Annotated in this window: 16 protein-coding genes and 1 tRNA gene; 2 read left to right on the top strand and 15 right to left on the bottom strand. The window is 71.8% G+C overall.

Annotation, left to right across the window (positions count from 1 at the left end):
* Positions 1–109: 109 nt before the first annotated feature.
* The 7 genes from pyk to D7M15_RS04825 all read right to left on the bottom strand — a co-directional run bounded on the left by pyk (position 110) and on the right by D7M15_RS04825 (position 9,740).
* Positions 110–1,549, bottom strand: a complete 1,440-nt coding sequence (pyk, locus tag D7M15_RS04855) for a pyruvate kinase (RefSeq protein ID WP_121516351.1) — start codon at positions 1,547–1,549, stop codon at positions 110–112.
* Positions 1,550–1,720: 171 nt separating this feature from the next.
* The gene (locus D7M15_RS04850) at positions 1,721–2,434 is read right to left on the bottom strand and encodes an SIMPL domain-containing protein (RefSeq protein WP_121520224.1); all 714 of its coding nucleotides are present in this window, start codon (positions 2,432–2,434) and stop codon (positions 1,721–1,723) included.
* Positions 2,434–4,029, bottom strand: coding sequence for a SidA/IucD/PvdA family monooxygenase (locus tag D7M15_RS04845; protein WP_240649577.1), 1,596 nt, complete (start codon positions 4,027–4,029; stop codon positions 2,434–2,436). Before D7M15_RS04845 ends, D7M15_RS04850 begins: the two co-directional genes overlap by 1 nt.
* Positions 4,030–4,256: 227 nt before the next feature.
* Complete coding sequence (locus D7M15_RS04840; protein WP_121516350.1) at positions 4,257–5,780, bottom strand: pyridoxal-dependent decarboxylase; 1,524 nt, start codon at positions 5,778–5,780, stop codon at positions 4,257–4,259.
* Between the two features lie 266 nt (positions 5,781–6,046).
* Complete coding sequence (gene pepN, locus D7M15_RS04835; protein ID WP_121516349.1) at positions 6,047–8,683, bottom strand: aminopeptidase N; 2,637 nt, start codon at positions 8,681–8,683, stop codon at positions 6,047–6,049.
* Between the two features lie 99 nt (positions 8,684–8,782).
* Positions 8,783–9,571, bottom strand: a complete 789-nt coding sequence (locus D7M15_RS04830; protein WP_121516348.1) for a helix-turn-helix domain-containing protein — start codon at positions 9,569–9,571, stop codon at positions 8,783–8,785.
* A gap of 86 nt (positions 9,572–9,657) precedes the next feature.
* A tRNA-Leu gene (locus D7M15_RS04825) sits at positions 9,658–9,740 on the bottom strand.
* A 91-nt stretch (positions 9,741–9,831) separates the two neighbouring features.
* On the opposite strand from D7M15_RS04825, the gene D7M15_RS04820 reads away from it, so the two are divergent.
* Positions 9,832–10,524: a response regulator gene (locus tag D7M15_RS04820; RefSeq protein WP_240649131.1), complete on the top strand. Its 693-nt coding sequence runs from the start codon at positions 9,832–9,834 to the stop codon at positions 10,522–10,524.
* A 102-nt stretch (positions 10,525–10,626) separates the two neighbouring features.
* On the opposite strand, the gene D7M15_RS04815 is transcribed toward D7M15_RS04820, so the two are convergent.
* The 8 genes from D7M15_RS04815 to D7M15_RS04780 form a co-directional block, all read right to left on the bottom strand.
* Positions 10,627–11,343, bottom strand: coding sequence for an ABC transporter ATP-binding protein (locus D7M15_RS04815; RefSeq protein WP_121516346.1), 717 nt, complete (start codon positions 11,341–11,343; stop codon positions 10,627–10,629).
* Positions 11,340–12,266, bottom strand: coding sequence for an ABC transporter ATP-binding protein (locus tag D7M15_RS04810; RefSeq protein WP_121516345.1), 927 nt, complete (start codon positions 12,264–12,266; stop codon positions 11,340–11,342). Before D7M15_RS04810 ends, D7M15_RS04815 begins: the two co-directional genes overlap by 4 nt.
* A gap of 5 nt (positions 12,267–12,271) precedes the next feature.
* Positions 12,272–14,068, bottom strand: a complete 1,797-nt coding sequence (locus D7M15_RS04805; protein WP_121516344.1) for a branched-chain amino acid ABC transporter permease — start codon at positions 14,066–14,068, stop codon at positions 12,272–12,274.
* Between the two features lie 5 nt (positions 14,069–14,073).
* Complete coding sequence (locus tag D7M15_RS04800; RefSeq protein WP_121516343.1) at positions 14,074–15,003, bottom strand: branched-chain amino acid ABC transporter permease; 930 nt, start codon at positions 15,001–15,003, stop codon at positions 14,074–14,076.
* A 102-nt stretch (positions 15,004–15,105) separates the two neighbouring features.
* Positions 15,106–16,347, bottom strand: coding sequence for a branched-chain amino acid ABC transporter substrate-binding protein (locus tag D7M15_RS04795; RefSeq protein WP_121516342.1), 1,242 nt, complete (start codon positions 16,345–16,347; stop codon positions 15,106–15,108).
* A gap of 290 nt (positions 16,348–16,637) precedes the next feature.
* Positions 16,638–17,321 (bottom strand): hypothetical protein, encoded by a 684-nt coding sequence (locus D7M15_RS04790; protein ID WP_121516341.1) that lies wholly within the window; start codon positions 17,319–17,321, stop codon positions 16,638–16,640.
* A gap of 211 nt (positions 17,322–17,532) precedes the next feature.
* Positions 17,533–18,003: a PaaI family thioesterase gene (locus tag D7M15_RS04785; protein ID WP_121520220.1), complete on the bottom strand. Its 471-nt coding sequence runs from the start codon at positions 18,001–18,003 to the stop codon at positions 17,533–17,535.
* A 115-nt stretch (positions 18,004–18,118) separates the two neighbouring features.
* A complete protein-coding gene (locus D7M15_RS04780) occupies positions 18,119–20,410 on the bottom strand; it encodes an FdhF/YdeP family oxidoreductase (protein ID WP_121516340.1) in 2,292 nt (763 codons plus the stop codon).
* 96 nt (positions 20,411–20,506) lie between these two features.
* Here D7M15_RS04780 and polA point away from each other — a divergent pair, with 96 nt between their 5' ends.
* Positions 20,507–23,245 carry a DNA polymerase I gene (polA, locus tag D7M15_RS04775; RefSeq protein ID WP_121516339.1) on the top strand — a complete coding sequence of 913 codons (2,739 nt, stop codon included), beginning with the start codon at positions 20,507–20,509 and terminating at the stop codon, positions 23,243–23,245.
* The last annotated feature ends 38 nt before the right edge of the window (positions 23,246–23,283 follow it).

Below are 23,283 nucleotides of genomic sequence, written 5' to 3'. Positions count from 1 at the left end.
GGTACGAGGACGATCCTCCGCCTTGCGATGCACCGCATCCGACGCCGCGAGCCACCCCTCAAAGACCGCCCGGACACCGCCTGGCCCCCGTACCCGTACCGGCTCTCCGTCAGCGGGGGGTGTCGTCCTCGCCGATGTGGTGCACCCGCACCAGGTTGGTCGAGCCCGGCACGCTCGGCGGCGAACCGGCCGTGATCACCACCAGGTCGCCCTGCTCGCAGCGCCCGATCTTCAACAGCTGCTCGTCGACCTGGCTGACCATCTCGTCCGTCGTCCGCACCGTCGGGCCGAGGAACGTCTCCACGCCCCACGTCAGGTTCAGCTGCGCGCGCGTCGCCTCGTCCGGCGTGAACGCCAGGACGGGGATGGGCGAACGGTAACGGGCGAGCCGCCGCACCGTGTCGCCGGACTGCGTGAACGCCACCAGGAACCGCGCCCCCAGGAAGTCGCCCATCTCCGCCGCCGCACGCGCCAGCGCGCCGCCCTGCGTACGCGGCTTGCTCCGCTGCGTCAGCGGCGTCAGGCCCTTCGCCAGCATGTCCCGCTCGGCGGCGGCGACGATGCGGCCCATCGTCTCGACCGTCTCCACCGGGTAGTTGCCGACGCTCGTCTCACCGGACAGCATCACCGCGTCCGTACCGTCCATGACCGCGTTCGCGACGTCCGACACCTCGGCGCGGGTCGGGCGCGACGCGTCGATCATCGAGTCCAGCATCTGCGTCGCGACGATCACCGGCTTCGCGTTCCGCCGCGCCAGCGCCACCGCCCGCTTCTGGACCATCGGCACGGACTCCAGCGGCATCTCCACCCCGAGGTCACCACGCGCGACCATCAGCCCGTCGAACGCGTCGACGATCGCCTCCAGGTTGTCCACCGCCTGCGGCTTCTCGATCTTCGCGATGACCGGGACGCGCCGCCCCTCCTCGGCCATCACCCGGTGGACCTCCTTCACGTCCTGCCCGTCCCGTACGAACGACAGGGCGATCACGTCGGCCCCCGTGCGCAGCGCCCAGCGCAGGTCCTCGACGTCCTTCTCGCTCAGCGCGGGCACGGACACCGCGACGCCCGGCAGGTTGAGGCCCTTGTGGTCCGAGACCATGCCGCCCTCGACGACCTCCGTGCGCACCCGCGGCCCGTCCACGGCGGTGACCCGCAGTGTCACGCGCCCGTCGTCCACCAGGATCAGCTCGCCCGCGGCGACGTCCCCGGCCAGGCCCGCGTACGTGGTGCCGCAGCACGTACGGTCGCCCTCGTCCGCGCCGTCCTCGACGGTGATGGTGAACGCGTCGCCGCGTTCAAGGAGTACCGGCCCGTCCCGGAAGCGGCCGAGGCGGATCTTCGGACCTTGAAGGTCGGCGAGGATGCCGACGCTGCGGCCGGTCTCCTCGGAGGCGGCGCGCACCCGTGCGTAACGTGCCTCGTGGTCGGCGTGCGTGCCATGGCTCATGTTGAGCCTGGCCACGTCCATTCCGGCCTCGACGAGTGCCTTGATCTGCTCGTACGAGTCGGTGGCGGGGCCCAGTGTGCTGACGATCTTTGCTCGGCGCATAGCGGGACCCTATGACTTACCGACCGGTAGAGAACTGTCGGAAGGTGACTGACCAACAGCCTTCCGATGAAGGGCCGTTGACAACATCTAAAGGTGTGCGCACCCCCGCTCCGATGAGCACCCGGAGCGGGGGAGACGCCGGGCACCGGGAGCCGGGCGCCGCGGCTCGGCTCAGAGCGCGGGCGGGCTCATCGTGAAGCGCGCGTTGACGTGCGCGTGGACCGTCTGCCGCTCCGGCTCCAGGTCCAGCTCCGGCGGTGCGGCGGCCCGCGCCGGACCCCCGTACCCGGCCCCCCGCGCGGCACCCGGCGCCCGCGGCGCCACCCCCGGCCCCTCCGCGCCCAGGTCCGCCAGCTCCAGCAGCGACACCAGCTCCGCGCCCAGCGCGTCCGCGTACTCCCGGGCCCGCGTCACCGCCTCCCGTACGGCCTGCTGCCGCGCCTGCCGGTGCACCGGCGAGTCCGGGCGCAGCGCCCACCACGGCCCGTCCACCCGCGTCAGCTCCCGGTCCGCGAGACGCGTCGTCAACTCGCCCAGCACCGTGAAGTCACCGACCGTCGCCGTCACCCGCACCCGCCCGTGGTACGCGCGCACCCGCTCCCGGCGGCCCTTCTCGGCCAGCTCCGGCGTGATCGTGAACGCGCCCGTCTCCAGCTTCTCCACCGCGTCCCCGTAGCCCTTCAGCAGCTCCAGCACCTCGCTGTTGCGCCGGGTCAGGTCGCTCAACGCGCCCCGCCGGTCGACGCCGCGCGCGCTCACCGTCACCCCCAGCCGGGCGATCTCCGGGTCGAACTCCAGCCGCGCCTCCCCGCGCACGGCCACCCGCGGCGCGTCGGGCGTCCCGTACGGGGCGGGTACGGGCTCGGCGGCGTGGTCCTCGGTCATCACGGCTCCCTGATCAGCGGTACGGTACGTCCCCCACCCTCCCGCAACTCCCCGCCGTCCGGCTGCCCTTCGCCACCCGCGCCCGTGTCCGCACCCGGCGCCCCGGTGACCCCGCCGGTCACCGCGCCCGCGTCCGGCCGCGGCCCCGGCACCGCCGTACGCCTGCCCGCGAAACCCGCGTAGCCCGCGTACCCCGTCGGCATCCCCGCGGACCCCGACCCGGCCCCCGGCCCGCCGCCCGGCCGCACCCGCCCCTGCTGCCCCGCCCGCAGCCCGAACGTCGTGAACGCCGTACGCCCCGGCAACGCGTACGCCTCCCCGCCCGTCAGCGAGTCCAGGATCACCGCGCTCCGGTGCGCAGCCATCCCCAGGTCCGGCGCGCCCACACCGTGCGTGTGCCGCTCCGCGTTCTGCACGTACAGCGCGCCCGTCACCTCCGGGTCCAGCACCATCCGGTACCGCTCGTCCACCCGCGGCCGCCCCGCCGCGTCCCGCCGCACGTACGGGTCCAGGGCCGACAGCAACCCGTCGTGCGCCCGCTCCCGGTAACCCGTCGCCAGCACCACCGCGTCCGTACGCAGCCGCGTCCGCTCGCCCTGCTCCGCGTGGTCGAGGTGCAGCTCCACCTGCGTACGCCCGATCCGGCCCGCCGTCCGCACGCTCACCCCCGGCGTCAGCACCGCGTCCGGCCAACCGCCCTGGCACGTACGGTGGTACAGCTCGTCGTGGATCGCCGCGAGCGTCCCGTGGTCGATCGCCTTGTGCAACTGCCCCTGCCGCGCCAGCAGCGCGTCCCGCACCCGCTCCGGCAGGCCGTGGAAGTAGCGCGTGTAGTCCGGCGTGAAGTGCTCCAGACCCAGCTTGCTGTACTCCATCGGCGCGAACGCCGCGCTCCGCGTCAGCCAGTGCAGCCCCTCCCGCCCGCACGGCCGGTTGCGCAACAGGTCCAGGAAGACCTCCGCGCCGGACTGACCCGAACCGATCACCGTGATGTGCCCGGCCGCCAGCAGCCGTTCGCGGTGGTCCAGGTAGTCCGCCGAGTGGATCACCGGCACCGTCGGGGTGTCCGCCAGCGGACGCAGCGCCTCCGGCACGTACGGCGCCGTCCCGATGCCGAGCGACACGTTCCGCGCCCAACGGCGGCCCAGCGCCGCCGCCTCACCCGTCACCGGGTCCAGCTGCGTGAAGTCCAGCTCGAACAGGCGCTGTTCGCCGTTCCACCGGACCGCGTCCACCTGGTGCCCGAACAGCAGCCCGCCGCTGTCCGCCCCCTCACCGCCCGCGAGACCGGCGCTCACCCAGCGGCAGTACGCGTCGTACTCCGCGCGCTCGATGTGGAAGCGCTCCGCGAAGTAGAACGGGAACAGCCGGCCCTGCGCTCGCAGGAAACTCAGGAACGACCACGGGCTGGACGGGTCGGTCAGCGACACCAGGTCCGCGAGGAACGGCACTTGGAGCGTGGCACCCTCGATCATCAGACCCGGGTGCCAGGAGAAGCGCGGACGCTGGTCGAAGAAGACCGTCCGCAGCCCGCGCAGGCCGTCCGCGAGCGCCGCCAGTGACAGGTTGAACGGGCCGACGCCGACGCCCGCCAGGTCGTACGGGCGCTCGTACGTGCCCTCACCCCCGTGCCCGCCGTCGCCCCCGGGCTCGGGGAGGGCGCTCTCCGGCAGCACGCCGTCCGGGAACGCGGGGTCGGAGGGCGCGGGTTCGGGGCGTACGGGGTTGGGGCGTACGAGGTCGGGGCGTACGGCGTCGGGGACCGCGCCGTCCGGCTCCGGCGCGCCGCCACGCGCCGGGCCGACCGGGCCCGCCGCGGCCGTCACGCGGGCACCGCCCCGTGCGCCCCGCGCGGACCGGGTGGCGCGCACGCCGCCAGCGCACCGCGCACCAGCTCCAGCAGCGCCACCAACTCACCACGCCGCACCTGCGGATTCAGCAACGTCACCTTCCACCACAGCCGCCCGTCCAACGACGCCCGACCCAGCACCGCCCGGCCCTCCGTCAGCAGCCGCCGCCGCACCTCCGCCACCGCCCCGTCCCCGCCGCCGTCCGCACAGCCGTCCGCACAGCCGTCCGCACGGCCCGCCGGACGGAACAGCACCGTCGACAGCTCCGGCTCCGCCCACAGCTCCCACGCCGGGTCAGCCGCCACCAGCCCCGCCAACTCCCGCGCCGCCCCACACGTCTGCTCCACCAGCTCCGCCAACCCCCGGCGCCCCAACGCCCGCAACGTCACCGCCACCTTCAGCACGTCCGGCCGCCGCGTCGTCCGCAACGAACGCCCCAACAGGTCCGGCAGCCCCGCCTCCGTGTCGTCGTCCGCGTTCAGATACTCCGCGCGATGGTCCAACGGACGCAGCGCCGCACCGTCCGGCACCGCGAACAACCCCGCCGCCACCGGCTGCCAACCCAGCTTGTGCAGGTCCAACGTCACCGAGTCCGCCCGCTCCAACCCCGCCAGCACCGGCCGCAACACGTCACTGAACAGCAGCGGCCCGCCGTACGCCGCGTCCACGTGCAACCGCGCACCATGCCGCGCGGCCACGTCCGCGACCTCCGACAGCGGGTCCACCGCCCCCGCGTCCGTCGTCCCCGCCGTCGCCACCACCAGCGCGCGCCCCGACCCGCCCGCCACCGACCCGCCCGCCAGCACACCGTCCAACGCCACCGGGTCCAGCACCCCACGCGGCGCCGGCACCACCTCCGGCGGCGCCAACCCCAGCAGCCACGCGGCCCGGTGCACGCTGTGGTGCGCGTTCTCCCCGCACACCAGCCGCACGCCCGTACCGTGCGCCTCCCGCGCCAGCAACACCCCCAGCTGGTTCGACTCCGTACCGCCCGTCGTCACCAAAGCGTCCGCCGTACGACCCGACCCCACGCGCGCCCCGAACACCAGCTCCGCCAACGCCACGCACGTCAACGCCTCCAACTCCGAGGCGGCCGGCGCCTGATCCCACGAATCCATCGACGGATTCAGCGCGCTCGCCGCCAGATCCGCCGCCGCGGCCACCGCCAACGGCGGACAGTGCAGATGCGCCGCGCACAACGGATCGGCCGGGTCCGCCGCCCCCTCCGCCACCAGCCCCACCAACGCCGCCAGCGCCGCGTCCGCTCCCACCCCCTCCTCCGGCAGCACGCCACCCCCGACGTGCGCCCCGCGCACCACCGCGCCGACCCGCTCCGCCACCGCGGCCGGGCCACCCCGCGGCAGCGGCCCGGACCGCTCCCGCGCCCCGTCCGCCAGCGCGTCCAGGACCGTCGCCACCAGCGGGCGGAGCGCGGCGGCACCCCGGGCGCCTCCGGCGAGCAGACGGGAATCGGCGACAGCGGACACACACAACATGGGCGACTGCTCTCTCGGTTCGGGGACCCGCGCCAGGAATCCTGAGGACCCGGACGGCTCAGAGGGCCGAAGCTACGTCCCGCCCGCGCGCCAGCCACCCAAGTGGGCACGCATTCGCCCGAACGTGGGACAGCGGCCCGGCGACGGGAGCGCGCGTGCTATGGGCCGCCCCACCCGCACCCCGGCCGCGCCGGGCCCGCGCACGCCCCGACACCCGCGCCCGTACGCCCCGACACCCGCCCCACCCCGTACGCCCGCCGCCGCTCCTACGCCCGCGCGCGCACCACCAACGCCCGCCGCACATCGTCCAGCTGATCCGCCAACTGCCGCCGCAACGCCGCCGTCGGCCGCCCCGACTCCAGACACTCCACCCCGCGCCGCAACACCTCCTCGTCCGCCAACGACACCGGGAACGCCCACCGCCCCGCCGCCTCACCGATCGCCGGACCACGCCGCGCCGCCACCTCCACCGCCGCGTCGAAATACCGCGCCGCGTACCCCGCCAGCAACTCCCGCTGCTCCGGCTGCCAGAAACCCCGCGCCACCGCCGTGAACAGATAGTTCGACAACGTGTCCGACTCCCCGAACAACGCCTCCCACGCCGCCGCCTTCGCCGCCGCCTCCGGCAACGCCGCCCGGCAACGCGCCGCCCCCTCCTGCCCCGTGGCACTCGGATCCGCCGCCAACGCCGCCGCGATCTCCGCCTCACCCACCGCGCCCAGCACCGACAACCGGTGCAACACCCGCCACAACAACTCCGGGTCCAACACCGGACCACCCGGCACCGCACCCGCCGCCCGCCACGCCAACAACTCCTCCGGCGACGTCGCGCTGTCCACGAACACCCGCACCGCCGTCAACCGCACCCCCGGCGCCGAACCGTCCACCGACCCCGCCAACAACTCCCGGCACGTCTCCGTCAGCACGTCCAGCGCCGCCGTACGCTCCGCCCCCGCCAGACACCGGTCCGCGACCTGCGTCCGCGCGAACGCCAACACCCCCTGCACCACCGCGTCGTCCGACTCCGACGGCAGATGCCGCCGCACCGTCTCCAGATACTCACCCGGCGCCAGCTCCGCGTCCCGCACCATGTCCCGCGCCGCGTTCCACACCACCGCGCGCGACAGCGCGTCCGGCAACCCCGACAGCGACTCCCGCACCGTCGCCCACGACACCGCGTCCAGCCGCACCTTCGCGTACGTCAGATCCCCGTCGTTCAACAGCACCAGATCCGGCCGCGGCCCGTCCGCCACGTGCAACGGCACCACACCACCGGCCGCACCGCCGCCGACCCCCGCACCGACCCCGCACCCGTCCGCGGCGTCCGCACCCGCCGGAACGTCCGACTCCAGCCGCTCCCGCAGCACCAACCGCCGCCCGTCCGCCGGCGCCTGGTCGTACAACCCCACCGCCAGCCGGTGCGGCCGCCCACCCACGTGCCGCACCCCCAACGACCAGCGCCCCGACTCCTCCGCCACCACCGGCACCAACGTGTCCACACCCGTCGTACGCAGCCACCGCTCCGCCCACGCGTGCACGTCCCGGTCCACCGACGCCCGCGCCAACGAGTCGATGAAGTCCGCCAACGTCGCGTTCCCGAAACGGTGCCGCGCGAAATGCTCGTTGATCCCCGCCAGAAACGCCTTCTCACCCAGCCACGCCACCAACTGCCGCAGCGCACCGGCCCCCTTCGCGTACGAGATCCCGTCGAAGTTCAACCGCGCCGCGTCCGTGTCCGGCACCGCGTCCGCGTCCGGCGCCACCGCGTGCGTCGAACCCCGCTGGTCCGCGTCGTAACCCCACCCCTTGCGCGCCACCGCGAAATCCGTCCACGTGTCCCCGAACCGCGTCGACTCCGCCAGCGTCTGGTAACCCATGTACTCCGCGAACGACTCGTTCAGCCAGATGTCGTCCCACCAGCGCAACGTCACCAGATCCCCGAACCACATGTGCGCCATCTCGTGCGCGATCACCATGCCGCGCGTCTGCCGCTCCGTGTCCGTGACCGCCGAACGGTAGACGAACTCGTCCCGGAACGTCACCAGCCCCGGATTCTCCATCGCCCCCGAGTTGAACTCCGGCACGAACGCCTGGTCGTACGAGTCGAACGGATACGGCTCGTCGAAGATCTCGTGATACCGGTCGAAACACCGGCGCGTCAGATCGAACAACTCCTCCGCGTCCCGGTCCAGGTACTCCGCCAACGACCGCCGCACGTGCAGCCCGAACGGCAGCCCCGCGTGCTCCGTACGCACCGAGTGGTACGGCCCCGCCGCCACCGCCACCAGATACGTGCTGATCGGCGGCGTCGCCGCACACACCCAGCGCTCCGCACCCGCACCCGGGCCCGTACCTGGTTCCGTACCCGCCGGAGCGCCCGCACCCGGGTCCGCCGTACGCGCCGCCGTACCGTTCCCCAGCACCGTCCAGCCCTCCGGCGCCGTCACCGCCACCTCGAACACCGCCTTCAGATCCGGCTGGTCGAAGCACGCGAACACCAGCGGGGCGTCGTCCATGCAGCACTGCGTGTACAGATACGTCCGCCCGTCCACCGGATCCGAGAACCGGTGCATGCCCTCACCCACCCGCGAGTACGGCATGTCCGCCACCACCCGCAGCTCGTGCTCCCCGGCCGCGAGCCCCCGCAACGCGAGCCGCCCCTCCGGCACCCCCTCCGGAACCGCCAGCCCCCGCCCGTCCAGCACCGCTTCCCGCAGCACCACCGGCCGCAACTCGACGAACGTGTCCGCCCCCTCCTCGGCCACCGTGAACCGCACGACGGTGGTGGAGCCGAACACCTCCTCACCACGCGTCAGATCGAGGTCGATCGCGTAGTGCCGCACGCTGAGGAGCCGGGCACGGGTCTGCGCTTCGTCGCGCGTCAGTACGGACATGCCGCCCATGCTCCCGCACCCCGCCGACACTCCGCACGCGGTTACGCCACCCGCCGAACACACCCGCCCCGCCGCCCCCGCGACCACGGACCCGTCAGTGCTCAGCCGTCAGTGCTTCGGCCCCACGTACGCGTCCATCAACGCCACCGAAGAGCGCCGCGCCACCGACACGTTGTACGGCACGCCCGCCCTGCGCGTGACCTGCCACTCCACACCCACCGCCGTCAGGGTGTCCGCGTACAGGCGCAGGATGTCCTCCGACCGGTTGGTGAGGAAGTACCGGGGATACGCGTACCGCTTCCGCTCCCCGCCGACGATCCGCGACGTCCGGTTGACGACCCGGCACCCGTCGGAATGCACCAGCCCCCGCACCAGCTCCCACGGGTGCGCGTCCACGACCCGCCGCTGCCACCCCGCCAACACGATGCGCCGCTCGTGCTTCTTCCCCTTCCCGTGCTGCGGGAAGAGGCAGCAGAGGTGCCGCGAGTAGACCTTCACGTTGCGGCAGCCGGTCCTCCGCACGCGGCAGACCGCGTTCTGCGTGAACACCGCACGTACGGCCGCCTCACACGCGTCCATCAGCCCCGGCCAGGCTTCCGAACAGGTGATCATGAGGTTCGGCACGCGGTGCGCGGAGTACCGGCTGATGTGTCCGTCGCCCAGGTAGAGGCCGAGGAGGTACGCGTACGCCGTGGTGTCCAGCGGGGAGCCCCCGCACCGGGGGCACGGCGCGGCGTTCCGTCCGGGGAGCGTGCCCCGTCGGGCCCGCTCGACGTGCAACCAGTAGCCGATGGTGCCCGCGGGCACGCCCAGAGCGGCTGCCACGGCGCTGTTGGTCATGCCCTTGCCGAGCAGGGCGAGCGCTTCGGCTCGAACGTGTGGTGGATGTCGTTCCATGCGCGCATCGTGGCAAGGGGAACGAAATGCCGGTCGGGAAAACGGGATTCGTTCACTCGTACGAGTGGTCGCCGACGGCGCGGATGTGCCGGGTGTGGGATTCGAACCCACAAGCCCTTTCGGGCAGAGGTGTTTGAGACCTCCGTGTATGCCATTCCACCAACCCGGCCGCACACAGCCCAGTCAGTCTACCGGCTGACCACGCCGCGAACGTAATGGGTAGGCTCGTGACTCCCACCTGTGCGGAAACGAGGAGCCCAGTGAGCACCGCGGACGTCCCCGAGCCCACCCCCGGCAGCCCGCGGCCGGGTCCCACCGAGCCACGGCCCGGCGCCGAGGAGGAGAGCGCGCATGTGCCGCCGCAGACGACGAGGGTCGTCATCGCGGAGGACGAGGCCCTGATCCGGATGGATCTCAGGGAGATGCTGGAGGAGGAGGGCTACACCGTCGTCGGTGAGGCCGGGGACGGGCAGACCGCGGTGGAGCTGGCTCGCGAGCACCGTCCCGACCTGTGCATCCTCGACGTGAAGATGCCGGTCCTCGACGGCATCTCCGCCGCGGAGAAGATCGCGGAGGAGAACATCGCGCCGGTGCTGATGCTCACGGCGTTCTCGCAGCGGGAGCTGGTGGAGCGGGCGCGGGACGCGGGGGCGATGGCGTACCTGGTGAAGCCGTTCAGCAAGAGCGACATCGTTCCGGCCATCGAGATGGCGGTGTCGCGTTTCACGGAGCTGCGGCTGCTGTCGCGTGAGGTCGCGGACCTGTCGGAGCGGTTGGAGACGCGGAAGCTGGTGGACCGGGCGAAGAGCGTGCTCCAGACGCAGTACGGGCTGTCGGAGCCGGCGGCGTTCCGGTGGGTGCAGAAGACGTCGATGGACCGGCGGCTGTCGATGCGGCAGGTCGCGGAGGCCGTGATCCAGGACGGCGAGGAGAAGCGGCGACAGCAGCCGTAGCGGCTGTGACGACGTTCGACGGGGCTGTCCCCGGTACGGACACGCGCGGGGAGGGCCGCCCCACCGGTGGGGCGGCCCTCCCCGCACGTGGTTCCGGGGCGGTCAGTCCTCGCCGAGGTACGCCTTGCGTACGGACTCGTCGTGCATGAGGTCCTGTCCGGTGCCGGAGAGGACGATCTCGCCGACCTCCATCACGTGTGCCTGGTCGGCGAGGGAGAGCGCGGCCTGCGCGTTCTGCTCGACGAGCAGGATGGTGGTGCCCTGGTTCTTGAGTTCGGTGATGGTCTCCATGATCTTCTGCATCATGATCGGGGAGAGGCCCATGGAGGGCTCGTCGAGCATGAGCAGTTTGGGTCGGGACATGAGGGCGCGGCCCATGGCGAGCATCTGTTGTTCGCCGCCGGAGAGGGTGCCGGCGGCTTGTTTGCGGCGTTCGCCCAGGATGGGGAAGCGTTCGTAGGCGCTCTGGATGTCCTTCTCGATGGCCTCGGTGTCGCGGCGCAGGAAGGCGCCGAGTTGGAGGTTCTCGGTGACGGTGAGGCGGGGGAAGAGTCTGCGGCCCTCGGGGGAGTGGGCGAGGCCCATGGCGACGATCTTGTGCGCGCCGACGCCGTCGAGTACCTCCCCGTCGAACGTGATCTTTCCGGAGAGCGGGGTGAGCAGTCCGGAGAGGGTGCGGAGGGTGGTGGTCTTCCCGGCGCCGTTGGTGCCGATGAGGGTGACGACCTGGCCTGCCTCGACGCTGAACGAGATGCCCTTGACGGCCTCGATCTTGCCGTAGGCGACGCGCAGGTCCTCGACCTCCAGGAGCGCGGTCACTTGCCCTCACCTTCCTTCTTGCCCTCGCCGCTGCCGCTGCTGCTCGTGCCGCCCGCTTCGCGGGCTTCGGCGGCGCGTACCTCGGCTGCTTCGCTCTCGCCGGGTTCGCCCTCGAAGGGGGTGCCGAGGTAGGCGGCGACGACGCGTTCGTCGCTCTGTACGACCTGGGGGCTGCCCTCGACGAGTTTCTCGCCCTGGACGAGGACGGCGACGCGGTCGCACATGTTGAAGATGAACCGCATGTCGTGCTCGATGACGAGGACGGCGGTGCCTTGGCGGCGGATGGCGCGGACGAGTTCCTGGGTGGCCATCGTCTCCTGCGGGTTCATGCCCGCGGTGGGTTCGTCGAGGAGGAGGAGCCCGGGTTCGGAGGCGAGGGCGCGGGCGATCTCGAGTTTGCGCTGTTCGCCGTAGGCGAGGTTGCGGGCGAGGTGGTCGCGTTTGGTGTCGAGGCCGGTGAACTCCAGGAGTTCCATGGCGCGTTCCTCGGATTCGCGTTCGGCCTTGCGGAAGCCGGGTCCGCGCAGGAGCGCGGACCAGAGTCCTTCCTTGGTGCGGGTGTGGCGTCCGACGAGGACGTTCTCCAGCACGGTCATGTTGGCGAAGAGGCGGATGTTCTGGAAGGTGCGGGCGACTCCGGCCTTGGTGACGAGGTGGGAGCGGTGGGGGAGGACCGTGCCGCGGTACTTCACGGTGCCTTCGGTGGGCACGTAGAGCCCGGTGAGGCAGTTGAAGAAGGTGGTCTTCCCGGCTCCGTTGGGGCCGATGAGTCCGACGATCTCGCCGCTGTCGACGGTGAGGTCGACGCCGCGTACGGCGGTGAGGCCGCCGAAGCGCATGGTGACGCCGGTGGCTTCGAGTACGGTGCCGCCGGGTCCGGCGGCGGGTCCCGGTGTGGCGGGTGTCGTGCTGGTGGTGGTCATGTGGTTCACACCCCCGCCTTGGTGAGTCCGGCCTTGGGTACGTCGAGTTGGCCGGTGTCGTGGAATTCGAGCTGCTTGCGGCGGTCGGCGACGAGTCCTTCGGGCCGGAAGCGCATGAGCAGGACGAGGGCGATGCCGAACAGCAGGAGCTGGTACTCGGCCATGAACTCGAGTTTCTCCGGGATGAGGTAGAGGAGCGCGGCGCCGATGAGGGGTCCGCTGACGGTGCCCATGCCGCCGAGGATGACGGCGGCGAGGAGGAACGCGGAGTTGGGCGGGACGACCTCGACGAACTTGTACTGGGTGGGTGTGACGGTGAAGGTGACGTGTGCCTGCACGGTGCCGGCCATGCCGGCGAGGGTCGCGCCGAGTGCGAAGGCCATGAGCTTGAGCCGGAAGGCGTTGATGCCCATGGCGCGTGCGGCGGTCTCGTCCTCGCGGATGGCGACCCAGGCCCGGCCGATGCGGGACTGGTCGGAGCGGCGGAAGACGAGGACGACGATGCCGGTGAAGATCAGCATCAGCAGGTAGTAGTTGGAGAAGCGGCCGAGTTCGAAGCCGAGGATGGTGTGTTCCTCGCCGAGGTTGAAGCCGAGGATCTCCAGGTCGGGGATGTTGGGGATGCCGTTGGGGCCGTTGGTGACGTTGGGGCCCGAGGTGCCGTCCATGTTCTGCATGGCGATGCGGAAGATCTCGCCGAAGCCGAGGGTGACGATGGCGAGGTAGTCGCCGCGCAGCCGCAGGGTGGGGGCGCCGATGACGACGCCGAAGACGAGTGAGGCGCCGATGCCGGTGAGGACGGCGGCCCAGAACGGGAACTGGACGTCGAGGGTGCTGTAGGGCGAGCCGGAGACGAGTGCCGCGGCGTAGGCGCCGACGCCGAGGAAGGCGACGTAGCCGAGGTCGAGGAGTCCGGCGAGTCCGACGACGACGTTCAGGCCGAGGGCGACGGTGGCGAAGATGAGGATGTACGCGCCGAGGGTGGCGTACGCCTCGCTGGTCTGGGTGAGCGGGAAGATGAACGCCGCGATGAAGGCGGCGGCGACGGTGACGTTGCGGTGCCGTGCGGTGACGGCGGACAGGCGCCGGTTGAGTCCGGAGCGGGTGATGGCGGCGAGGGCGAATCCCGTGGTGAGGAGGTAGCCGATGAAGAGTTCGCCGTAGGGGGTGCTGATGCCGTAGGCGAAGACCTCGAGTCCGGCGCCGACGACGGCGGCGATGATGAGGATCTCGGCCCAGGACGGCAGTACGGGTCCGCGTTCGGGTGTGGGTGCCTTGAAGCTGTGCAGCAGCCGTTGGTGCGGTGAGGTGGGTGGTCGTACGGCGTCGCCGGGGGTGTCGGCGGGGAGGCCGAGTGCGCCGACGAGGAGTACGACGGAGGCGATTCCGGCGATCCAGCCGCCGGGTTCGAGGTTGACGAGGCCGCCGAGTTTCTGCGCGATGGCGGCGACGCTGTAGAGGGTGGTGGCGGCGGTGCCGAGTGCGAGGAGCAGCACGGGGGAGTGCTTGCCGCCGGGGGTGAGCCAGCCGAGGCCGCGTACGCCCTGTGCGGAGAGGGCGAACAGCAGGGTGAGGAGGGCGCCGGTGAGGGCGAGGACCTGGAGGCCGCCGGGGTAGAGGTCGACGGTGAGGTTGCCGGGGAACGCCGCGGTCCAGGTCCAGGCGAGGAAGGTGCTGAGCAGGACGCCGGTGGCGCCGGCGAGGGTGGCCCAGCGGGCGATGTGTGCGGGCAGTTTGAGGAGGCCGGGCACGGGGCCGGGGGCCGTCTTGTCCGCCGTGGCGGTGGGGGTGGTGGGTGTCATGGGTATCACGCCCGATCCGCGACGCGTTCGCCGAGCAGGCCCTGTGGCCGCAGCAGCAGTACGAGAATGAGCAGGACGAAGGCCCAGACGTCCTTCCAGCTGCCGCCGCCGAGCTGGGACATGCCGGGGATGTCCTGGATGTAGGCGGTGGCCATGGCTTCGGCGAGGCCGAGGACGACGCCGCCGAGCATGGCGCCGTAGATGTTGCCGATGCCGCCGAGGACGGCCGCGGTGAACGCCTTGAGGCCGGCGATGAAGCCCATCTTGAAGTTGACCTCGCCGTACTTGAGGCCGTGGGCGATGGCGGCGACGGCGGCGAACGCGGAGCCGATGGCGAAGGCGGTGACGATGATCCGGTCGGTGTTGATGCCCATGAGCTTGGCGGTGTCGGGGTCCTGCGAGGTGGCCTGCATGGCGCGGCCGGTGCGGGTCTTGGACACGAAGAAGCCGAGGCCGATCATGCTGAGCGGGGCGGCGACGAAGAGGAAGAGGTCGCCGCGGCCGATGGTGAAGGCCCCGAAGTCGAGGGATTCGCCGTGGAACTGGGGGAACGAACGGGACTTGGTGCCGTCGGGGTAGAAGGCCCAGATGGCCTGCTGGAGCGCGATGGACAGGCCGATCGCGGTGATGAGTGGCGCGAGTCTGGGTCCGCCGCGCAGGGGGCGGTAGGCGAAGCGTTCCGCTCCGATGCCGACGAGGACGGAGCAGGCGACGGCGAACACGAGCATGAAGGGCAGGGCGATGACGAGGCTCGTGTTCTCGGGGAGCCACAGGTACGCGGTCAGCGCACCGAACCCTCCGATCATGAAGATCTCGCCGTGGGCGAAGTTGATGAGCTGGACGATGCCGTAGACCATCGTGTAGCCGACCGCGATGAGTCCGTACAGCCCGCCGAGTAGCAGGCCGTTGGCGAGTTGCTGCGGCAGATCGTTCACCGCTGGCCTCCGGGGATGGGTGTCAGATATGGCTGCGCGGGGGCGTGGTGTGCGCCCCCGCGCGAGCCCTGGCGATGCTGGCTGGGCGTGTGGTGCTGGTGGTCAGCCTTCGAAGGTGCCGCTCTCGATGGGGACGTGCTTGCCGTCCTTCACCTCGTAGAGGGAGAGCTGCTTGTTCGTGGTGTCGCCGTACTGGTCGAAGCCGACCTTGCCGGTGACGCCGTCGAACGTGATCTTCTGCATGGCCTCGACGACCTTCGAGCGGGACTCGTCCATCTCGTCGGGCAGCTTGCCGTCGTTGTCCTCGGTGACCTTCTTGACGGCTTCGATGATCGCCCAGGTGCTGTCGTAGGCGTAGCCGCCGTACGCCTCGTAGGCCTGGTCGTAGCCCGCTTCCTTGTAGTTCTTGATGAAGGCCTTGGCGGTGTCCAGGGTCTCCAGCGGGGCGCCGACGGAGCTGGCGATGTCGCCTTCGGCGTTCTTCTTGGCGATCTTGATGTACTCGGCGCTGAACAGCGCGTCGCCGCCGACGGTGGGGATCTTGGCGCCCGCGCGCTTGATCTGGTCGGCGAGGGGTGCGGCGGCCGGGTACTCGCCGCCGTAGTAGACGAAGTCGGCCTTGGCGGCGGCGACCTTGGTGGCGACGGAGCCGAAGTCCTTGTCCTCGGGGTTGACGTGGTCGGTGCCCACGACCTTGCCGCCGAGCTTCTTGAACTCGGCCGCGAAGGTGCCCGCGAGTCCGGCGCCGTACGTCTTCTTGTCGTCGATGACGTAGACGCTCTTGAGCTTCTTCTCGCCGTACAGGTAGCGGGCGGCGAACGGGCCCTGGACCGCGTCGGTGGTGGAGGTGCGGAAGTACGTCTTGAAGGGACGCTCCTTCTTGCCCGACTGCCAGTCGTTCCCCTGCGTGAGCGCGGGGTTGGTGTTGGCGGGCGACACCTGGACCATGTCGGCGTTGGCGAAGACCTTCTGCATGGACTGGCCGACGTCGGAGTTCAGCGGGCCGACGGCGCCGATCATGGTCTCGTCGCCGGCGAACTCGGTGGCGTTCTGCTGGCCGGTGGACGCCTGCGCGGCGTCGTCCTTGGCGACCAGCTTGAAGGTGACGCCGTCGACGGTCTTCTCCTTGTTGGCCGTCTTGACGGCCAGTTCGGCGGAGTTCTTGATGCCTTCGCCGAGTGCGGAGAGGTCGCCGGTGAGCGGGGCGTCGAGCCCGATGGTGACGGTCTTGTTGCCGCCGCCGCTGTCGCCTCCGTTGTCGTCGTCGCGGGACCCGCAGGCGGACAACGTGAGGGCTCCCACGGTGACCCCGGTGGTGATGATGAGCAAGGATCGCTGACGCACGATCAGTCCTTTCCCCTGGCGCGGCGCACTTCCGCGTGCGGACCGTTCGGCCCGTCGGGGCGGCCGTGGCCGGCGCCGTCCCGGGTGAGCGGTTCACGCCTGGCGGCGCGGTGACTGGCCGTGACTCTATGGCCGATGACGGCGGTGTGGGAGCAGTCGGGGAGAGGATGTGACGTTCTTGTTATGACCCGGGCCACCCCGGGCAATGTTTAGTGGATCTTGTGTGTTACGCGCTGGAAACGCCCGTGTATCGGACAGCGAAACCGCAGTTCTGCTTAGCAGAGGGCAACTCAGCGTGCGGAGGGGAGTCCGCATAGCGAACGGAGTTGGTGGCTGAGTGCACGCGCGTAGCGCTCATCGACGATCACGGTCGACTTCTGCTCCGCGCGCGCGTTACGCAGTGTCACCTGAATCGAGGGGACGGCGGCGTCGAGGGGCAGCCCCTCGCACGTCTCGACGGTCGTGCGCACGGTGAGTACGCGCGGCTTCGGGCCGGTCAGCACGAACGGCGGCGACGGGTCCACGTGCAGGTCCACGCCGCCGCGGCCGGTGCCGACGCGGGTGACGGTGACGGGGGCGTCGCCGGTGGTGCTGGCGCGCAGGGAGAGGGTGAGGCCGCGGTCGGTGTCCTCGTCGAAGGAGATCTCCCGGAGAGTGATCGACGTCATCTCCGCCGGGTACGGAACCGGTGGTGCCTGTTCCGGTACGGGTCGTTGGTCGAGGGCGAAGAGCGATCCGGCGGCGACGACGGCGAGCGTCACGGCGGCGGTCACGGCGTGCCGGGTGCGGGTGGGCAGCAGGGCCCACCGTTCGGCCAGGCCGGGGGTGCCGTGGGTGACGAGGACCTCGGGGTCGCCCGCGTACTCGGTGGTGTGGTCCGGTGTCGGTTCCGGCTCCGGGACCAGTTCCGGCCGGTGGTCGTGCCCGTGGGTCCGCCCGTGCTCGTGGTCGCGTCCGCTTGGTGTGTCCCCCATGGCGGGAAGCTAGCGCCTGGCGTGCCCGTGGGCCAGGGGCCGTACCGCGGATCGTGCGGCGTGCGGGGGGGCGTTCGCCCGCACCGGCGGGTGCGCGGGGACGTGCGGCGGGCGTACGGCGGGCGTACGGGCGCGGGCGTGCGGCGGTCGGGCGTACGCGGAGTGCGGCGGTGTCCGGGGTCGGGCGCGTACGGCGGCCGGGGCGGGCGGGTCAGCTCGCGGCGGGCGGTTCCGCGTCGCGCAGCAGGCAGGTCAGGCGCGCGGTGCAGACGCGCTTCCCGGACTCCTCGGTGACGGCGATCTCGTACGTGGTGGTGGTCCGCCCCCGGTGCACGGGTGTGGCCGTGCCGGTGACCAGGCCGGAGCGTACGGCGCGGTGGTGCGTGCAGTTGAGGTCCACGCCGACCGCGACCTTCCGCGGGCCGCCGTGCAGCATGGCGCCGACCGAGCCGAGGGTCTCCGCGAGCACGGCGGAGGCGCCGCCGTGCAGCAGCCCGTACGGCTGGGTGTTGCCCTCGACCGGCAGGGTGCCCACGACGCGGTCGGGCGAGGCCTCGACGACGCGCAGGCCCATCCGTTCGCCCAGGTGACCGGCGGAGAACATCGCGGCCAGGTCGACGCCCGACCCGCGCCACTCCTCGACGATCTCCGGGGGGAACTCCGTCGTGCCCTGGTCGCCCATCGCCGCGCTCCGCTCCCCGTCGTCGGACCGCTTCCGCCGTCCGTTGCCCTGTGCACCGATCGTGCCGGTCGTCATTCCTATCAGAGCGCGGCGGCGCGCTGTCCTCTGGCCCGGGTCAGTCGGCCGGCGCCGGGGCCGGTGCCGGGGTCAGCCGGATCACGACGGACTTGCTGGCGGGTGTGTTGCTGGTGTCGGCGGTGGCGTCGAGCGGCACGAGGACGTTGGTCTCCGGGTAGTACGCCGCCGCGCAGCCGCGCGCGGTGGGATAGTGCACGACGCGGAAGCCGGGCGCGGTGCGCTCGACGCCGTCGCGCCACTCGCTGGTCAGGTCGGCGTAGTCGCCGTCCGCGAAGCCGAGCGCGGTCGCGTCCTCGGGGTGGACGAGGACGACGCGACGGCCGTTGCGGATGCCGCGGTAGCGGTCGTCGAGGCCGTAGATCGTGGTGTTGTACTGGTCGTGGGAGCGGAGCGTCTGGAGCAGCAGGCGGCCCTCGGGCACCGGCGGGTACTCCAGCGGCGCGGACGTGAAGTTGGCCTTCCCCGTGGCGGTCGGGAAGGTCCTGCTGTCGCGCGGCCCGTGCGGCAGGGTGAAGCCGCCGGGGTGTGCGACCTTCGCGTTGAAGTCGTCGAATCCGGGCACGACCCGGGCGATGCGGTCGCGGACCCGGGAGTAGTCCCGTTCGAACTCCTCCCAGGGCGTGGCCGATTCCGCGCCCAGCACCCGGCGTGCCAGGCGGCACACGATCGCCGGTTCGGACAGCAGCGTCGGGTCGGCGGGGTCCAGCCGGCCGCGTGAGGCGTGCACCATGCCCATGGAGTCCTCGACGGTCACGAACTGGTCGCCGCCCTCCTGCCGGTCGCGCTCGGTGCGGCCGAGGGTGGGCAGGATCAGCGCGCGGGCGCCGGTGACGCAGTGGGAGCGGTTGAGCTTCGTGGACACGTGCACGGTCAGCCGGGCGCGCCGCACGGCGTCCTCGGTGACGGCCGTGTCGGGGGACGCGGACACGAAGTTGCCGCCCATCGCGAAGAACACCTTGGCCTGCCCGTCGCGCATCGCGCGGATGGACCGTACGACGTCGTAGCCGTGCTCGCGGGGCGGGGCGAAGCCGAACTCCTTCTCCAGCGCGTCGAGGAACGCGGGCGCGGGCCGTTCGAAGATGCCCATGGTGCGGTCGCCCTGCACGTTGCTGTGGCCGCGAACGGGGCAGACGCCCGCGCCGGTGCGGCCGACGTTGCCGCGCAGCAGCAGGAAGCTGACGACCTCGCGGATGGTCGGCACGGAGTGCTTGTGCTGGGTGAGGCCCATCGCCCAGCACACGACGGTGCGTTCGGAGTCGAGGACCATGCGGGCGGCCCGTTCGATCTCCGTGCGCTCCAGGCCGGTCGCCCGCAGCGTCTCCGCCCAGTCGGCCGCGCGCGCGGTCGCGGCGTACTCCTCGAAGCCGTGGGTGTGCGCGTCGATGAACGCGTCGTCGGTGGCGCCCGCCTCCAGCACCAGGCGGCTCAGGGCCCGGAACAGGGCCTGGTCGCCGCCGATCCGGACCTGGAGGAACAGGTCGGTGAGGGGGGTGCCGGAACCGACGAGTCCGCGGGGCGTCTGCGGGTTGCGGAAGCGCTCCAGCCCGGCCTCGGGCAGCGGGTTGACGGTGATGACGCGGGCGCCGCCCTGCTTGGCCCGCTCCAGGGCGCTGAGCATGCGCGGGTGGTTGGTGCCCGGGTTCTGCCCGGCGACGATGATCAGGTCCGCCTGGTGGATGTCCTCCAGCAGGACGCTGCCCTTGCCGACGCCGAGGGTCTCGGTGAGCGCCGAACCGGACGACTCGTGGCACATGTTGGAGCAGTCCGGCAGGTTGTTCGTGCCGAACTCGCGGGCGAACAGCTGGTAGAGGAACGCGGCCTCGTTGCTGGTGCGGCCGGAGGTGTAGAAGACGGCCTCGTCGGGCGAGTCGAGCGCGGTCAGTTCCTCACCGACGAGGTCGAACGCCCGCTCCCAGGACACCGGTTCGTAGTGGGTGCCGCCCTCCGGCAGGTACATCGGGCGGGTGAGTCTGCCCTGCTGACCCAGCCAGTAGCCGGAGCGCTCCGCCAGCTCCGCGACCGGGTGCTCCGCGAAGAACGCGGGCGTCACCCGGCGCAGCGTGGCCTCCTCCGCGACGGCCTTCGCGCCGTTCTCGCAGAACTCGGCGGTGTGCCGGTGCTCCGGCTCGGGCCAGGCGCAGCCGGGACAGTCGAAGCCGTCCTTCTGGTTGACGCGGAGCAGGGTGAGCGCCGTACGGCGCACCCCCATCTGCTGCTGCGCCTGCCGCAGCGAGTGCCCCACGGCGGGCAGTCCGGCCGCGGCCCGCTTGGGGTCGCCGACCTCGGGTGCGTCCTGTACGGGATCGTGCGCGGGCGGCTTTCGACTCATGCTCCGATGCTAGCGCCGGAGGACACGGCGCGTACCGGCCTGTGGACGGCCGTGCGGGGGCGGCGTCGGGGCCCGCTGTCAGTGGGGCGTGGGAGTATGCGGGACGTGGCAAAGACAGCGAAGACAGCATCGCAAGACACCGTTCCGCGCCTGCTCCTCATGGACGGGCACTCGCTCGCCTACCGGGCGTTCTTCGCGCTGCCCGCGGAGAACTTCTCCACCACCACCGGTCAGCCGACGAACGCGATCTACGGCTTCGCGTCGATGCTCGCGAACACCCTGCGCGACGAGGCGCCCACGCACTTCGCGGTCGCGTTCGACGTGTCGCGGAAGACGTGGCGGTCGGAGGAGTTCGCGGAGTACAAGGCGAACAGGTCCAAGACCCCCGACGAGTTCAAGGGGCAGGTGGAGCTGATCGGGGAGCTGCTGGACGCGATGCGCGTCAAGCGCTTCGCGGTGGACGGCTTCGAGGCGGACGACGTCATCGCCACGCTCACCACGCAGGCTGAGGAGGCGGGCTTCCACGTCTCCATCGTCACCGGCGACCGGGACTCGTTCCAGCTGGTCAGCGACCGGGTCACGGTGCTGTATCCGACGAAGGGCGTCTCGGAGCTGACGCGCTTCACGCCGGAGAAGGTGCACGAGAAGTACGGCCTCACGCCCGCGCAGTACCCGGACTTCGCCGCGCTGCGCGGCGACCCCTCCGACAACCTGCCGGGCATCCCGGGCGTCGGGGAGAAGACCGCGGCGAAGTGGATCAACCAGTTCGGTTCGTTCGCGGAGCTGGTCGAGCGGGCCGACGAGGTGAAGGGGAAGGTCGGGGAGAAGCTGCGCGAGCACCTCGACGCGGTGCGGCTCAACCGCCGTCTGACGGAGATGGTGCGGGACGTCGAACTGCCCGAGGGGCCCGCCGACCTGGAGCGCGCGCCGTACGACCGGGACACGCTGACCGTCGTGCTGGACGCCCTGGAGTTCCGCCACCAGAACTTCCGCGACCGGCTGTTCGCCGTCGACCCGGGCGCCGTCGAGGACGAGCCGCCCGCCCCGGCCGCCGGTGTGGCCGTGGACGGGCGGGTGCTCGCCCCCGGCGAGCTGCCCGGCTGGCTGGCGGAGCACGGCGCGGCCGGGCCGCTCGGCCTGGCGGTGCGCGCCGAGTGGCAGCTCGGCGCGGGCAGCGTGGGCGCGTTGGCGCTGGCCGCGGTCGGCGGCCCGGCGGCCTGGTTCGACCCGGCGGAGCTGGACGAGTCGGACGAGAAGGCGTTCGCGGCGTGGATCGCGGACGACGCGCGGCCCAAGGTGCTGCACGACGCGAAGTCCGCGATGCGGGTCTTCGCGGAGCACGGTTGGCGTGTGGCGGGCGTCGGGATGGACACGGCCCTCGCGGCGTACCTGGTCAAGCCCGGCCGCCGCTCGTTCGCGCTGGACGCGCTGTCGGTGGAGTACCTGGGGCGTGAGCTGGCGCCCGCGCCCGCCGACGGCGACGGTCAGCTCGCGCTCGGCGTCGAGGAGGACGAGGACGGGCAGGCCGAGGCGGACGCGCTGATGAGCGAGGCGCGTACGGTCCTCGACCTGGGGGAGGTCTTCGAGGGCAGGCTGGAGGAGGTCGGCGCCTCGGGACTGCTGCGCGACCTGGAGCTGCCGACCTCCGCGATGCTCGCGGAGCTGGAGCGGGCCGGGATCACGGCCGACCGCGAGTGGCTGACCGGCCTGGAGCGGCAGTTCGCGGACGCCGTGCAGCAGGCGGTCACGGAGGCGCACGCCGCGGTGGGCCACGAGTTCAACCTCGGCTCGCCCAAGCAGCTCCAGGAGGTCCTCTTCAACGAGCTGGGCCTGCCGAAGACGAAGAAGACCAAGACGGGCTACACCACGGACGCGGACGCCCTCGCCTGGCTCGCGGGTCAGACGGAGCACGAGCTGCCGGTGCTGATGCTGCGCTACCGCGAGCAGCAGAAGCTGCGCACCACCGTCGAGGGCCTGATCAAGACGATCGCGCCCGACGGCCGTATCCACACCACGTTCCACCAGACGGTCGCCGCCACCGGGCGGCTCTCCTCCACCGACCCGAACCTCCAGAACATCCCGGTGCGGACCGACGAGGGCCGCGCGATCCGCCGCGGCTTCCGTGTCGGTGAGGGGTACGAGTCGCTGCTCACCGCCGACTACAGCCAGATCGAGCTGCGTGTCATGGCGCATCTCTCCGACGACGAGGGCCTGTTGGAGGCACTCTCCTCCGGCGAGGACCTGCACGACACCGTCGCCTCCCAGGTGTTCGGCGTGCCGACGACCGCCGTCGACCCGGAGATGCGGCGCAAGATCAAGGCGATGTCGTACGGACTGGCGTACGGGCTGTCGGCGTTCGGCCTCTCGCAGCAGCTGAACATCGCGCCGGACGAGGCGCGCAGACTGATGGACCAGTACTTCGAGCGGTTCGGCGGCGTGCGCGACTACCTGCACCGGGCGGTGGAGGAGGCGCGGGCCATCGGGTACACGGAGACGATCATGGGTCGCCGCCGTTACCTGCCGGACCTCACCAGCGACAACCGGCAACGCCGCGAGATGGCCGAGCGGATGGCGCTCAACGCGCCGATCCAGGGCACCGCCGCCGACATCGTCAAGGTCGCGATGCTGCGGGTGGCCACGGCGCTGCGCGACGAGCGGCTGGCGTCCCGGATGCTGCTCCAGGTGCACGACGAGATCGTCGTCGAGGTCGCCCCCGGTGAACGGGAGCAGGTGGAGAAGCTGGTGCGGCGCGAGATGGCGGGCGCGGTCGAACTCCGCGCGCGGCTCGACGTGTCGGTGGGTTCGGGCGCGGACTGGGAGTCGGCCGCGCACTGAGCGCCGGTCCGGCACGGCCCCGGTGCGATCCCGGCGCG

Source organism: Streptomyces sp. Z26 (genome assembly GCF_003665095.1).
Taxonomy (GTDB): Bacteria; Actinomycetota; Actinomycetes; order Streptomycetales; family Streptomycetaceae; genus Streptomyces; species Streptomyces phytohabitans.
The sequence above is the reverse complement of the archived record's forward strand: the minus strand, read 5'-3'. Positions and strand labels throughout refer to the sequence as shown.